This is a genomic window from Sorangium sp. So ce448 (assembly GCF_051520915.1).
Taxonomy (GTDB): domain Bacteria; phylum Myxococcota_A; class Polyangia; order Polyangiales; family Polyangiaceae; genus Sorangium; species Sorangium cellulosum_B.
The window spans coordinates 5,628,148-5,642,590 of the sequence record NZ_CP150343.1 but is presented as its reverse complement, the minus strand read 5'-3'; the positions used below and the strand labels follow the sequence as shown (position 1 = coordinate 5,642,590).

13 protein-coding genes are annotated in these 14,443 nt (G+C 69.6%); 7 read left to right on the top strand and 6 right to left on the bottom strand.

Annotated features, from left to right (window positions below; translation table 11 throughout):
• Positions 1–305: 305 nt before the first annotated feature.
• Positions 306–1,379: a hypothetical protein gene (locus WMF45_RS21210; RefSeq protein WP_437718693.1), complete on the bottom strand. Its 1,074-nt coding sequence runs from the start codon at positions 1,377–1,379 to the stop codon at positions 306–308.
• Positions 1,380–1,623: 244 nt separating this feature from the next.
• On the opposite strand from WMF45_RS21210, the gene dnaE reads away from it, so the two are divergent.
• Entirely contained in the window at positions 1,624–5,262 is a 3,639-nt protein-coding gene (dnaE, locus tag WMF45_RS21205) for a DNA polymerase III subunit alpha (protein WP_437718692.1), read from the top strand.
• On the opposite strand, the gene WMF45_RS21200 is transcribed toward dnaE, so the two are convergent.
• The 5 genes from WMF45_RS21200 to WMF45_RS21180 form a co-directional block, all read right to left on the bottom strand.
• Complete coding sequence (locus tag WMF45_RS21200) at positions 5,255–6,256, bottom strand: AAA family ATPase (protein WP_437718691.1); 1,002 nt, start codon at positions 6,254–6,256, stop codon at positions 5,255–5,257. The two genes, dnaE and WMF45_RS21200, sit on opposite strands and share 8 nt — an antisense overlap.
• Positions 6,257–6,329: 73 nt before the next feature.
• Positions 6,330–6,944, bottom strand: a complete 615-nt coding sequence (locus WMF45_RS21195; protein WP_437718690.1) for a D-glycero-alpha-D-manno-heptose-1,7-bisphosphate 7-phosphatase — start codon at positions 6,942–6,944, stop codon at positions 6,330–6,332.
• Positions 6,945–6,951: 7 nt separating this feature from the next.
• Positions 6,952–7,572, bottom strand: coding sequence for a D-sedoheptulose-7-phosphate isomerase (locus WMF45_RS21190; RefSeq protein WP_437718689.1), 621 nt, complete (start codon positions 7,570–7,572; stop codon positions 6,952–6,954).
• 63 nt (positions 7,573–7,635) lie between these two features.
• Entirely contained in the window at positions 7,636–8,631 is a 996-nt protein-coding gene (locus WMF45_RS21185; RefSeq protein WP_437718688.1) for a GHMP family kinase ATP-binding protein, read from the bottom strand.
• Positions 8,628–9,374 carry a nucleotidyltransferase family protein gene (locus WMF45_RS21180; protein WP_437718687.1) on the bottom strand — a complete coding sequence of 249 codons (747 nt, stop codon included), beginning with the start codon at positions 9,372–9,374 and terminating at the stop codon, positions 8,628–8,630. Before WMF45_RS21180 ends, WMF45_RS21185 begins: the two co-directional genes overlap by 4 nt.
• A 124-nt stretch (positions 9,375–9,498) precedes the next feature.
• Here WMF45_RS21180 and WMF45_RS21175 point away from each other — a divergent pair, with 124 nt between their 5' ends.
• From WMF45_RS21175 to WMF45_RS21150, 6 genes are all read left to right on the top strand, one after another.
• Positions 9,499–9,771, top strand: coding sequence for a hypothetical protein (locus WMF45_RS21175; protein WP_437718686.1), 273 nt, complete (start codon positions 9,499–9,501; stop codon positions 9,769–9,771).
• A gap of 344 nt (positions 9,772–10,115) precedes the next feature.
• Entirely contained in the window at positions 10,116–10,715 is a 600-nt protein-coding gene (locus WMF45_RS21170; protein ID WP_437718685.1) for a hypothetical protein, read from the top strand.
• Between the two features lie 293 nt (positions 10,716–11,008).
• Complete coding sequence (locus WMF45_RS21165; RefSeq protein ID WP_437554160.1) at positions 11,009–11,584, top strand: ATP-binding protein; 576 nt, start codon at positions 11,009–11,011, stop codon at positions 11,582–11,584.
• On the top strand, positions 11,581–12,147 hold the full coding sequence (locus WMF45_RS21160) for a SpoIIE family protein phosphatase (protein ID WP_437718684.1): 567 nt from the start codon (positions 11,581–11,583) through the stop codon (positions 12,145–12,147). Before WMF45_RS21165 ends, WMF45_RS21160 begins: the two co-directional genes overlap by 4 nt.
• Before the next feature lie 7 nt (positions 12,148–12,154).
• Positions 12,155–12,718, top strand: coding sequence for an STAS domain-containing protein (locus tag WMF45_RS21155; protein ID WP_437718683.1), 564 nt, complete (start codon positions 12,155–12,157; stop codon positions 12,716–12,718).
• Positions 12,719–12,903: 185 nt separating this feature from the next.
• Positions 12,904–14,409, top strand: coding sequence for an HAD-IG family 5'-nucleotidase (locus WMF45_RS21150; protein ID WP_437718682.1), 1,506 nt, complete (start codon positions 12,904–12,906; stop codon positions 14,407–14,409).
• The last annotated feature ends 34 nt before the right edge of the window (positions 14,410–14,443 follow it).

The window sequence follows — 14,443 nt, the reverse complement described above, 5'->3', positions numbered from 1 at the left end:
ACGAAACCAGGAAGAGGGCGCCTCGCGGCCCGCCCACCAGCGGGCGGACCGAGAGAGCGCGCTGGCAAGACCTCCCTTGCCTCAGCGCGTACCCTGGACGGGTGGGGTCGCTCCTTGAGACGCTCGCGGGGGGCGCGACGGCTCAAGCGCGAGCACGATCTTCGCGGGTGGTCGGACCCAGCGGAGCAGGTTGCACGTCGCAGGCTGTGGGGATGCCGGCGGGCGCGGGCACCCGGGAGGTGCCCACGGAGCCCAGGAGGCGTGCGCGACGCGGCGGCCGCCGGTCGATGGGAGTCGCGCGGCGATCAGCCTTCGTCTGCGGGCGCCGGCTGGCACGGCACGCCGGTCGTCTCGGCAGGCGGCGCGATCTCGCCCAGCTGGACCGCCTTCGCGGTGAACCCGATGCCGATGGAGATGGCGTCGCACTCCTTGCTCGGGTCCTGGCTGCCATCCTTCATGATGTCCGAGGCGCGGCGGACCTGGTCGAGGATCGTCTCCAGCGCGGGGCCTTCGCAGAAATTCGGCTGTACGGCGCCGATGACGCCGCGGAGCTCCTCGACGAGGACACCCGTCTCGAGCACGCCCGCAATGGTCCCTTTGACCACCGATCTGTGATCGGTCGCGAGCTCCATCGCGATCCTCACGTTGCGGATCGTGAGACCGATGATGGTGTCCGAGACCGTCAGGTTCAGCTGGAACGTGACCTGTGAATCCGGACCCGAAACCCAGGTGTCGTCGACGACGTAGCTGGCCGGGAACACCACCTTGGAGCTCTCGACGTCCTGAGCGTCGTCGAGGAGCTCCGGTACGACAGGCCACCGGTCGGCGCCATCCCAGGTGGGCGCCCCACCCAGCGTGGCGCCGCCGTAGAGCTTCGCGGTGAGGGGGTTGTAGGACGACCGCTCGCCGAGCCCGTCGACCTTGAAGATCACCGTGAAATCGCCCTTGCCGATGGCGTCGCTGACCCGGGTCGACGGGTCGGTCAGGAGGTTGGAGATGAGGCCGACGAGCTTGCTGCCAAAGGCGTTGTCGATCCCGTCGGCGCCGTCCGGATAGACCTCCGAAGGAGCGGTGTCATCCACCGGCTTGCACAGGTCCTGTGATAGGGTGCTGGACACCTTGCCGTCGAGGTTGAATCCGTACTGCTTCCAGCTGCCGGCCGCCTTCTTCCCGTCGCGATCCGTATCGCCGAGGAAGAGCCGGTCGATCGCGAACGCGACGCCCTCGCCATCCCCTGCCTGCTCCGGCCCCGGCGCGGGCGGCTGACCGAGGTCGACGTCTTGAACGACAGGCGCCGTGGCCTCGGAGCCACAACCGGCAGCGGACAGGAGCGCGGTCGCCAAATACACCGCGACGGCGATACGGGATTGACGCATCATCGACCTCACTTTCTGGAAACCCCACCCCGGATCAGGCAAGTGCTCTCGGACGGGCGCACATGCTAGCGCCGGCCTGCGCGGCTCATCAAGGGCGATCCCCGCAGCGCAATGCGCTATATGTGAGCCCGCCAGCGAGCGCTGGTAGATTGTCCCTGCGCCTCCCGATCTCGCTGTCCGCGCCCTCTCCCCGATTACCTGTCTTTCCCGATTACCACCACGATGAGAAGCCACCTGGAAGCCTGCTGTGACCGCTGAGTTCATCCACCTCCACGTGCATTCGCAGTACTCGCTCCTCGACGGCTCGCTGCGCGTCAAGGACCTGGCCGCGCGCGCCAAAACGCTTGGAATGCGCGCCGTCGCCCTGACCGATCACGGGAACATGTTCGGGGCCATTCAGCACTACAAGGCCTGCAAGGACCAGGGCATCGGCGCGATCATCGGCTGCGAGGTCAACGTCGCCCGCAGCTGGGGCGCGGCCGCGGGGCAGGTGTCGCGCTCGGGCGTGGACGAGACGCCCGTCGATCACCTCGTGCTGCTCGCCGCGTCCGAGGAGGGCTACAAGAACCTCGTCCGCATCGTCTCCAAGGGGCACGTCGATCCCGCGAGCGGGCTCGCGCCGAGCGTGCGGCTCGACACGGTGGCGCAGTACAACGCGGGGCTCATCGGCTTGACCGGCTGCATGGGCGGCGTGGTCGCCCAGCGGATCCTCGAGCAGGGCGAGGGGGAGGGGCGCGAGGCGCTCAGCCGGCTCAGGGACTGCTTCCAGCCGGGGAGCCTCTACGTCGAGCTGCAGGACCACGGGCTGGTCGAGCAGTCGGTGCTCAACGGCATCCTGGCGCGGGCGGCGGGCGATCTGGGGCTCCCGCTCGTCGCGACCAACGACGCGCACTTCGGCGCGCGCGAGGACGGCGAGGGGCAGCTCTACCTGTCGTGCATCGCGGCCAACCGCACGTTCGCGGAGGCGAGCGCCGCGCACCACGGCAGCTTCGAGATGTTCCTCAAGCCCGCCGACGAGATGATGCACCTGTTCCGCGACCACCCGCAGGCGGTGCGGTCGACGCTCGAGATCGCCGAGCGGTGCTCGACGCTGAAGCTCAAGCTCGGCAAGCCGATGCTCCCGACGTTCCCGCTGCCGGGCGGGTTCTCGGACTCGGCCTCGTACTTCCGGCACGTGGCGCACGACGGCCTCACGAAGCGGCTCGCCCAGATCGCGCAGACGGGCAGGAGAGTGGACGAGGCGACCTACCGCGCGCGGCTCGACATCGAGCTCAACGTCATCGTCCAGATGGACTTCCCGGGCTACTTCCTCATCGTCTGGGACTTCATCAAGTACGCCAAGGACCACGGCATCCCGGTCGGGCCGGGCCGCGGATCGGGCGCGGGCTCGCTCGTCGCCTATGCCATGGAGATCACCGATCTCGATCCGCTCCCGTACAACCTGCTGTTCGAGCGCTTCCTGAACCCGGAGCGCGTGAGCATGCCTGACTTCGACGTCGACTTCTGCATGGACCGGCGCGACGAGGTCATCTCCTACGTCACCAAGAAGTACAGCAAGGAGGCCGACAAACCCTCCGTCGGCCAGATCGCGACGTTCCACGAGCTCAAGGCGCGGAGCGTGATCAAGGACGTCGCGCGGGCGATGGCGTTCCCCGCGAACGAGGCGCAGAAGATCGCGAGCCTCATCCCGCAGAAGAGCCCGGGGATCATGTACACGATCCCCGAGGCGCTCGAGATCGAGCCGAAGCTCAAGGCCCTCAAGGAGAGCGACCCCACGGTCGCGGAGCTCCTGAAGCAGGCGCAGAAGCTCGAGGGCCTGACGCGGCACGCGGGCATGCACGCCGCCGGCGTCGTGATCAGCGAGGGGCCGCTCTGGGACCACGTCCCCTGCTTCAAGAACGGCGAGCAGCTCGTCACGCAATACTACAAGGACGACGCCGAGCTGGCCGGGCTCGTGAAGTTCGACTTCCTCGGGCTGAAGACGCTCACCGTCATCGACATCGCGGTGCGGCTCGTGAACGCGCGGCCCGACCTCGCGGGCAAGGAGGGCACGCGCTTCGACGTGAACACGGTGCCGCTCGACGACACCGCCACCTACGCGCTCCTCCAGTCGGGCGAGACCACCGGGGTGTTCCAGCTCGAGTCGAGCGGCATGCAGCAGCTCTTCAAGGACCTCAAGCCGGACGCCTTCGAGGACATCGTCGCCGCGGTGGCGCTCTACCGGCCCGGGCCGCTCGGCACCGGCATGGTGAAGGACTTCGTCGACTGCAAGCACGGCCGCAAGCCGATCGAGAAGATGCACCCGCTCGTCGACGAGCTCCTCCAGCCGACGTACGGCGTCATCGTCTACCAGGAGCAGGTCATGCAGATCGCGCAGAAGCTCGCGGGCTACACGCTCGGCGGCGCCGATCTGCTCCGGCGCGCCATGGGCAAGAAGAAGCCCGAGGAGATGGCGAAGCAGAAGGCGACGTTCGTCGACGGCTCGCTCAAGAACGGGGTGAAGGCCGAGGACGCCGAGCGCATCTTCGGGCTCCTCGAGTACTTCGCGGGCTACGGCTTCAACAAGAGCCACTCGGCGGCGTACGCGCTGCTGACCTACCAGACGGCCTACCTCAAGGCGCACTACCCGGTCGAGTTCCTCTGTGCGCTGATGACGGCCGACCGCGACAAGATAGAGAAGGTCGTCCGGATCATCGCGGAGGGGCGCGCGTGGGGGGTCGAGATCCTCCCGCCGGAGATCAACGAGTCCAAGACCGACTTCACCGTCGTCTACAGCGCAAAGCCGGCGACGAACGGCAAGCGCATGGCCGGCACCCGGCGCGGAGGCTCGCGGGTGAGGGACCCGTACGACCCGAAGATCCGCTTCGGAATGGGCGCGATCCGCGGCGTCGGCGAGTCGGCGCTCGAGGCGATCCTCGAGGCGCGGGACGCGGGCGGCGCGTTCGCGGATCTGTTCGACTTCGCCGAGCGGGTCGATCCGCGGCGGGTCAACAAGGGCGTGTTCGAGGCGCTCGTGCAGTGCGGCGCGTTCGACGCGAGCCTCCACGCGCGGGGCATCTCGCGGGCGCGGGCGTTCACAGGCATCGACAGGGCGCTCGAGCGCTCGCGCTCCGCGAGCAAGGAGCGGAACAGCGCGCAGATCGGCCTGTTCGCGGCGGTGGCGTCCAAGAGCGAGGTGAGGCTGGACGATTACCCGACGGCCGAGGACTGGGATCTGCGCGAGACGCTGTCGCGGGAGAAGCAGTCCCTCGGGTTCTACGTCTCGGGGCACCCGCTTGATCGGTACGGCGTCGACATGAACCGCTTCGACGTGACCGCGGTGAGCGCGCTGGCCGGCATGGATGCCTGGGCCAGGGTGCGCGTCGGCGGGATGGTCGAGGGCTACCGAGAGCGCATCTTCAAGGGGGGAGGCGGCAAGATCGCGTTCTTCGTGCTCGAGGACACGACGGGCCGGGTCGAGGTCAAGGTGCGCGAGAAGCAGATCGAGAGCTACGCGGACCTCCTGAACCGGGGGGAGCCGGTCCTGATCTCGGGGAAGATCAGCTTCCCGATGGTGGACGAGGGGGCCGAGGAGGCCGAGGCCGCGCCGCGCGAGCCGACCTTGATGCTCGACGAGGTGCAGCCGCTCGCCGACGCCATCCTCGCGCAGACCCGGAGCGTGGCGATCACGCTGAAGTCGCGCAGCGCCCGGCGCGAGCACATCGATCGGCTCGGGGCGCTCCTGCGGGCGAGCCCCGGGGTGTGCCCGGTGCAGCTCGTGATCCAGCTCGACGATGGTGCAGAGGCGGTGCTGTCGCTGGGGCGTGATCTGCGCGTCGAGCCGAACGACGCCATGCTCGGGCGGCTCGAGAAGCTGTTCGGCGAGAAGGTGGCCGAGCTCAGGTAGCCGGCTCGTCCGCGCCCGCGTGCTCGGCGGTCCGCACGAGGGTGCCGAGCTTCGCCTCCGCGTCGCCGCGGTCGCTCTGGTGCTTGAGCAGGACGCCGAGCGTGTCGCGCGCGAGCTCCGGCGTCACCGCGCGCTTGCCGAGCAGGAGCAGCGCGCGGGCCCAGTCGATCGTCTCGCTGATCGCGGGAGATTTCCGCAGATCCATGGCCCGCAGGGCGCCGACGAACGCCACGATCTGCGCCGCGAGGCGGGGCTCGATCCCCGGGAGGGCGACCTTGAGGATGGCGACCTCGCGCGACGGAGGCGGGTAGTCCAGGAACGCGTGCAGGCACCGGCGGCGCAGCGCCTCGGTCATCTCGCGCGTCGCGTTCGTCGTCAGCAGGACGAGCGGCGGGTGCGCGGCGCGGATCGTGCCGAGCTCGGGGATCGTGACCTGCATGTCGGAGAGCACCTCGAGCAAGAACGCCTCGAACTCAGGGTCCGCGCGATCGACCTCGTCGATGAGCAGGACGACCGGCGCGGCGCTCCGCAGCGCCGCGAGGAGCGGGCGCGCGATCAGGAAATGCTCGCTGAAGAACGACGCCTCGCTCCCCGCGATCGCGCGCGCGGCCGCGGCGAGGCTCGCCGCGCCAGCGATCTCCTTCGCGACGGCGTCGCGCAGCAGCTGCGTGTAGAGCATCTGCTTCGCGTAGTCCCACTCGTAGAGCGCCTTCGCCTCGTCGAGGCCCTCGTAGCACTGGAGCCGGATGAGCCCTCGGCCGAGCGCCTCGGCGGCAGCGCGGGCGAGATCGGTCTTGCCGACGCCGGCCGGCCCCTCGAGCAGCAGCGGCCGCGCCATCCGGAGGGCGAGCCAGAGCGCGAGAGAGGTCGCCGGATCGGAAATGTAGCGGGCCGCCGAGAGGCGGGCGTCGAGCTCGGCCGCGGTGGCCGGGGTGTCGTCGCGGGCGCCCCCATCGTCGAGCGCGCCGCGGTCGTGATCCGGAGGAGGGGTCACGGCGGGACGGTAGCACGCCGCGCGCGGGCTATCGGGCGGTGCAGCGCGGCGCGGCGCGGCGCGCCCGAGTCCGCTAGCCGCGCGGCTCGGCGAGGAGGATCTCGGCGGCCAGGAGATCGAGGCGCGGCGCCGCGCGATCGGGGCAGGGGAGATCAGCCTCGCCGCGGAGCGGGCACAGCTCGCAGCGGCGTCCATCCATGACGAGGCCCGCCCGCATGCCCGCCGCGCGCGCGGCCGCCACGTCGCTCGGCGCGTCGCCGATCATCCAGCTCTCCGCGACGTCGAGATCGAGATCGCGCGCGAGCGCCGTGAGCATGCCCGGCTTGGGCTTCCTGCAATCGCACGGGCCGATGAGCGCCGGATCGCCGCCCGGCCCGCCCTCGGGGTGGTGAGGGCACACCGCGAGGGCCGCGATCGCGACGCCGGCCTCGCGGAGGCGATCGACGAGCGCGCGGTTCGTGCGCTCGATCGCCCCCCACGGGACCTGGCCCTTCGCCGCGCCCGGCTGGTTGGTCGCGATCGCCAGCAGGAACCCCGCGTCCGCGAGGCGCCGCAGGCCCTCGATCGCGCCGGGGAGGAGGCGGATCTGATCCGGATGAAACGCGGTCACGACGACGCCGAGCTCGTGATCGCGCACCACGTCGATGAGCGTGCCGTCGCGGTCGAGCAGGATCCCGCGCCTCGCCACGCGGGGCTCAGCTCTCGGCCACGAGCTGGAGGAGCCGCTCGCAGATGAGGTGGTGGTAGACCTCGTGGAAGCCCTCCACGTGCGGCGTCGACGTGTAGCCCGCCCGCGTCCTCGGCACGATCACGCTGGCGTCGGCCATCTGGCGCAGGGCGCCGCCGTCGTAGCCGACGAGCGCGATCACCTTGGCGCCCGTCTTCTTGGCGAAATCCGCGGCGGCGACGAGGTTCTGCGACCAGGGGCCGGCGCGATCGGCGCCCGAGCCGCCGTGCACGCTCAGGCACACGAGCACGTCGCCCGCGACCATGCGGCCGTCGAGCTGCTCGAGGAAGATGCGGTTGAAGCCGACGTCGTTGGTGAGGGCGCTGAGGAGCGCCGCGTTGTCGCAGAGCGAGGTGCACTTGAAGCGCCGCTTGCCATCGACCCACGTGAACTTGGCGATGTCGCAGGCGAGGTGGCTCGCGTTGGCCGCGGAGCCGCCGTTGCCGCACGTGTAGATGGTGCGATCGCTCCGGTACGCATCGAAGAGGATCTCGATGACGCGAGCCATGTCGTCGGGGCTCGTCGCGAGGGCGATCTCGGACGTCTCGCGGAGGTACTTTTCGACGAAGTCGTGCGTGCTCTGAGGCATGGCCGATCTATAGCCAGAGTCCCGTTGAAATGCCCAGCAGGAGGGGTGCGCCGGCGCGCCCGCTCACGATCGGTGCAGGTTCGCGACGATGCGCGCGCCGTCGAGATCGAAGCGGAAGCGCAGGACGCGCAGGCCCTTCCCGGCGAGCGCCTCCAGCACCCGGCGCCGCTCCGCCGGCCGGACGTAGAACATGAAGAAGCCTCCGCCGCCGGCCCCCATCAGCTTGCCGCCGAGCGCCCCCGCGCCTCGAGCGATCTCGTAGATCTCGTCGAGGACCTCGTCGGTCATCTTGGACGCGAGCTTACGCTTCTGGGTCCAGTGGGCGTGGAGGAGCTCGCCGTAGTCGTCGAGCCTGCCCGTGACGAGGATGCGGTGCACGTCGCGGCCGATCTCCTTGATGCGGTGCATCCGCTCGACCACCGCGGGCTCCAGGTCTTGCAGCCGCCGGCCCTGCTCCGAGAGCACGATCCTGGCCGCTCTTTCGACGCCGCTCCACACGATGAGCAGGTTGCTCTCGAGCTCGTCCAGCACCTCGTCGCGGACCGGGACGGGCTCGACGTGCACCGAGCCGTCCGGAGAGAACGTGAACGCCGTGACGTTGCCGTAAGCGGCGATGTACTGGTCCTGCTTGCCGATCGGCTCTCCGAGGCGCTCGATCTCGATGGAGCAGGCCTCGCGAGCGAGCTGCTCGGACGAGACGAAGTCGCGCTTGTACGTGTGCAGGGCGTTGAGGAGGGCGACCGTGAACGAGCTCGACGAGCCGAGGCCCGAGTTCGCGGGGAGATCCGCGACGCTCGTGAGCTCGATCGAGTGCTCGATTCCCAGCATCCGGAGCGCTTCCCGGAAGATCGGGTGCTCGATCGCGTCGACCGAGGGGACGATCTCGGTCTTGGAGTACGCGAGGCGGATGTCCCGGTGGAAGCGCTTGTTGGCCGTCACATAGATGTACTTGTCGATGGCGGCCGACACGAGGTAGCCGCCGAAGCGGCCGGAGTACGCGGGCAGATCGGTCCCGCCGCCGCCGAGGGAGAAGCGGACCGGGGCGCGAGAGACGATCATCTCCGCTCCTCCGTCGCGGCCGAGGTCGTGAGGGCGGCCTCGAGATCGCGGAGGCCCTGCTCCGAGCCGATCTCGTGGAAGCGCGCCGCGACCGCGAAGGCCCGGAGGACGCCGCGCGCCGCGAGGTCGCGCTGCACCACCTCGAAGCCGAGCGGCGCGTCGGCCGGCAGCGCCTCGACGACCTCGCGGCGGAGCGCGGTCGCGCCGTAATCGATGTGGTCGAGCGCAGGGTCGGGCGGCGCGCCCGCGCGCCGCTTCTCGTAACGCACCACCAGGTCGCCCGAGACCGCGGCGTTCGACGCGTCGAACCGACCCTCGTTCCGGTACACGGCCATCGTGCCGAGCGCACCGGGGTGTGTGCAGAGGTCCCGGAGCGGGGCCAGGTAATCGAAGGGGAGGTAGGAGTCGCCGTAGGTCATGAGGAACACAGGAGCCAGCTGGGGCAGCGCGCGGCGCAGCGCGCCAGCCGTGCCCAGGAGATCGGGGCCGTCGTCGGCATAATGGAGCGGCAGGCCGGCGAACCGGTCGCCCATCGCCCGTCGAACGGCGTCGCCGAGGTGACCCACGCAGAGGACCACCTCACCAAAGCCCGCTGCGGCGAGCCGCTCGAGGAGCCACGCCCCGAACGGCCGCCCGGCCACGGGCAGCAGGAATTTCGGGGTGCGCTCCGTCCGGGGGCGCATCCGGGTGCCGAGTCCGCCGGCGAGGATCACGGCTTGAGGAGGTGAGGCGTCGGCGCGCACGGGGGAGGACCTACCATAGACGACGGCTGCCTTCGGGGCGTCTCCAGCGCTCCTCGCAGGCGACTCGGAGAAAAACGTCGCCACAAACTGTACGGCTGTTCAGGGGGCGGTTACGGTGCGCGCCATGACCAACAAGGACATCGCTCCGCATCTTCTCCGGACGCTGGTTGCCCTCCAGAGCGAGGGCAAGACGGTGACCCTCGACACATTGACCACGGCCCTTCAGGTGCGTCGGACCGACGTTCGCCGGGCGATCACCGCCCTGCACCGCGAGGGGTATCTCGATGTCCTCCACATGCGGCTGACGCTCCGCGGGCTCGCCCTCGGCGCGGCCTTCACGGCGTCGCAGCTCCGCCCGTTGCGCCGCGCGTCGCTCCGCGCCGTCAAGGCTGCTTGAGCACACCTACAGGGCCGCCACCCTGGCGCGGCCGTGAGCGGCGAGTCGATCTCTGCCCGAGCGCGAGGCCCGTGCGTGCGGACGGAGGGGCCCGAGATGATCTCTCGATGCGTTTCAGATCTTGCCAGCATTTCATTTGATAAAACGGCAAATTCACACTGGACGCGCGCGGCCCCAGCCAGGGATCCGGCGTCCGGTCGCGAGCGCCGACCGGCGCAGGAACACCTGGTTTCTCCGGCCTGTGCGGGCCACTGTGCGTGGAAGACGTTGACATTCCGAGGGATTCATGAGACGGCGGCAGCGTGATATCCGATGTCGAGATCGAGAATGAGATTCGTGCTTCCGTGGCCGAGTTCCTGGAGGGCCTGAGAGCGCTGGTCCGTAAGGACGTTCTCCGGACCGCTGGGCGGTACCTGCAAGTCGACATCAGCGCCGCTGGGATATCGACCGGGCCGGCCGCGACTCCCGCCAAGCCGGTCCGGAAGGGCGAGCGCGCTCCGGCGCCGAGCCGTCCGGCCGCGCCTCCTCGCAACGCCCCGTCGGCCAAGACGCCGACCAAGACGCCGACGCGCGCTGCGCCGCGCAAGAAGGCGGCCGCGTCGCGGACGAGCGGAGGCGGCGCGCGTCCGGCCGTCGCAGCGCCGAAGTCGCGCGCCGCGCGCACCCCGGCGCCCGCCGTCACGGCCCCCGTGAAAGCCGCCGAACAGGCCGCTCCGGTGAACCCAGCGAACCCGGCGAGCCTGTCGTCCGGGAGCTCCGGGGACGAGATTGCCGAGGCGCTGCTCGCCCATGTGGAGATCGAGCCTGGGCAAGGGATCGACGACCTTGCGCTGGCGATGGGGACCCCTGCGGCGGAGCTCCAGGAGCCACTCAAGAAGCTCCTTGCGGAGAACAAGATCACCGAGGAGCTGCGTCAAGGCCAGGCGTCGTACTACCCGGCCTGAGCGATCTCGGTGGGCTGGTCAGCCAGGCACGAGCGTTGCTTGGAGCCGGCCGTAGGTCGTCCGGTCAGCTCGGGCACGGGCTGGGCGATGCGGGCGATGGACCGAGCGAGCCCTGCTGGCGCTGTCCGTCCGGAGCTCGGCGGTTTCCGCCTCACAGCTGGCGAACCCGGCGATGCCGTCGCCGCGCACTCGACGCGGACCCGGGGCCCCGGTACCCTGCCGGTCCAGGCGCTTTCCGGATGACTCCCGCGCACGAACAGATTCTCAACGTCCTGCTCGGCTATCTCTCGGCGATGAACGCAGAGGGAGTCCTGCTTCGGGCCATGCGGGAGGCGGAGATCCAGCCCGAGGCGTTCTCGCTCGACGACCTCCCCGACATCCTTCCGAGCATCGAGCGCCGAGCCCGACTCTATGTGGATCCGACGCGGCTGGGTCGGCTCAGGTCGGAAATTTCGGCGATTGGCGGCGAACGACCTTCGCGGCGCTCGAAGGTCATGGTCATCAACGTGGAGGCCGACATCAGCGAGGCGCGCCTGAGCGCGAAGGCCGTTTGCGATGCGGCAGGCGCAAAGAGCTTCACGTCGCACAAGGTCGCGACCATCGTCAGCGAGCTCGCGCGAAATATCGTCCATTATACCCCTGGCGGGACGATCGAGCTCGCGGTGCAGCGCGACAGCCCGGTCCGCTTCCTCATCGTCGCCGTGGATGAGGGCGCAGGCATCCAGAACCTGCAGGAGATCCTCGCCGGGCGCTACAAGAGCAAGACCGGTATGGGGCGCGGCATCATCGGGGTCAAGCGGCTTGCCGATCGCTTTCATATCGACTCGGGGCCGAAGGGCACGCGGGTGGAGATCGAGGTCCACCTGTGAAGCTCTCCGTGGAGTACGCGATCCTCCCCAAGGACGGAGAGCTCGTGAGCGGTGACGCCGCGTTCGTGCGGGCCGGGGAAGACGGCGTCCTCTTCGCGGTCATCGACGCCCTCGGCCACGGCGAGCACGCGGCGGCCGCGGCGAACGTCGCGCTCAAGACGCTCGCCGACGCGCCGAGCGGCGAGGACGTCCGCGCCCTCATCGATCGTCTCCACGTGCGGCTCCGCGGCACCCGCGGCGCCGCCGGCATGATCTGTCGCTTCCGGGAGGGGCGGCTCCAGGGCTGCGGCATCGGCAATGTCGAGCTGATGTCGCACGGCACGCGCGTGCAGTGGCTCCAGAGCCCGGGCATCCTCGGCGCATCGCTCAGCAAGGTCCGGATCTTCGATGCGCAGCTCGCGCGGGGCGACCGGCTCGTCGTGTTCACCGACGGGGTCTCCCCTCGCTTCGATCTATCGCTGTTTCGTGGAATGAAGGCCGCGGATGCCTGCCGCGCCCTCATGAGCCGACACCGGCGCTCGCACGATGACTCAACGGTCTTGATCGCCGACATCGAACCTTAGGATGACCATGGAGCTCAAGCGCCTTCCCATCATCAACCTGTGGGACCGGATCCTGGTGCCCATCCAGGGGGACGTGACCGATGACCTCGCGGAGCAGCTGAACACCGAGGTGCTGCGGGCCATCCACGAGAGCGGCGCGAAGGGGCTGGTCATCGATCTCACGGCCGTCTGGATCATGGATAGCCACCTGTGCGCGGTGCTCTCGAACCTGGCCTCCGCCGCGCGGCTCATGGGCACACCGACGATCCTGTCCGGGCTGAGCCCCGAGATAGCGATGACGCTCCAGGCCATGGGGGTCGAGCTCGAGGCCGTGAAGACGGCGCTGACGCTCGAGCAGGCGCTCACGATGCTCGGGCTCGAGGTGCGCCGGGCCGAGGCGCGCGACGAGGACGACGACGAGGACGACGACGACCTGTTCGACGACGAGGACGACGAAGACGAGGAAGACGACGGGTGGGAGGCGGACGACCGCGGCGACCCCCGTCGAGCGCCGACGAACGGGCGGTCCGCTCGGCCCGCGACGAGCATCGATCGGCGGCAGAGCGCGAAGAGCCGGCTCAGGCGCCGCTGAGGCCGCGCGTGCGCGTCCACGACGCCACGACGCCACGACGACCGAGGCCGTGCATGCGCGTGCGCGCCCACGACGACATCGACACGCCGAACGCGCCCTCCTGACGGCGGGGTGACGGTGATTGTCCGGGTGGGCAACGCCGTGGGTCCCTGGTATGCCTCACGACCGCTCTCCGGGCGATCACCATGGACAAGCTGGATTGCCTCGCCGCCCCGCCGCCCAAGCAGCGGGGGATCTTCTGCAACCGGACGCTGAATCTCCGTTCGATCAAGGCGATCGGATACGACATGGATTACACGCTGATCCACTACCGGGTGGAGGCGTGGGAGCGTCGGGCCTATGAGCACCTCCGGCATCTCCTGGAGAGCGAGGGCTGGCCGGTCGGGGACCTGACGTTCGAGCCGGACCTCGTGATCCGAGGGCTCATCCTGGACACCGAGCTCGGCAATCTGCTCAAGGTGAATCGGTTCGGCTATGTGAAGCGGGCCTTCCACGGCACGAAGCCGATCGACTTCGAGACCCAGCGCGCGACCTACGCGCGGACGATCGTCGACCTCGCGGACGGGCGCTACGTCTTCCTGAACACGCTCTTCTCCCTGTCGGAAGGGTGCATGTACGCGAAGCTGGTCGATCTGCTCGATCAGCGCCGGCTGCCCGAGGTGCTCGGCTACAGCGACCTCTATCGCCGCGTGAAGGATCGCCTCGACGCGACGCACATGGAGGGGCAGCTGAAGGCCGAGATCATCGGGGATCCGGACCGGTTCGTGCTGCTCGATCCGGAGATCCCGCTCACGCTGCTCGACCAGCGGGAGGCGGGCAAGAAGCTCGTCCTGATCACGAACTCGGAGTGGGTCTACACGCGCGCGATGATGAGCTACGCGTTCGACCGCTTCCTGCCGGGCGGCATGACGTGGCGCGACCTGTTCGACGTGGTCATCGTCTCCGCGCGGAAGCCGGAGTTCTTCTCGAGCCGCAGCCCGCTCTTCGAGGTGGTCACGGAGGATGGCCTCCTGCGCCCGGCCGGCCGGTTGCGCGTGGGCGGGCACTACCTGGGCGGCAACGCGGGGCTCGTCGAGCACCACCTGGGGCTGTCCGGCGACGAGATCCTCTACATCGGCGATCACATCTATGGGGATGTGCATGTGTCGAAGAGCGCCTTGCGTTGGCGCACGGCGCTCATCATCCGGGAGCTCGAGGACGAGATCCTCGCGATCGAGGAGGCGCGCGGGGCCGAGGCGCGCCTCGATCTCTGGATGCGGGAGAAGGAGGACGCGGAGCGCGTCTATGCCAGGCTGCGCCTGGAGCTCCAGCGGATGCGCGCCGGCTACGGGCCGGTCGCCGGGGCGACGGAGGGCGAGATCCAGGCGAAGATGAACGAGCTCAAGGCGAGCCTGGCGGCGCTCGACGCGCGGATCGCGCCGCTCGCGAAGGCGTCGGCCGAGACGTTGAACCCGAGGTGGGGGCTGCTCCTCCGCACGGGCAACGACAAGAGCCACCTGGCCCGGCAGATCGAGCGTTCGGCGGACATTTACACGTCCCGCGTCTCCAATTTCCTCCTGGCGACGCCTCACGTGCTGCTCCGCTCGCACCGCGGGAGCCTGCCGCACGATCCCATGGGCGCGCCGCCGGGCGCCGAGCGGCCGAACGGCGAGCCCGCGCCGGTCGACGACGCGACGCCCGTGGGCATGTAGACGGCGCCGCCGCCGGCCTGCCGCGCCTCAGGCT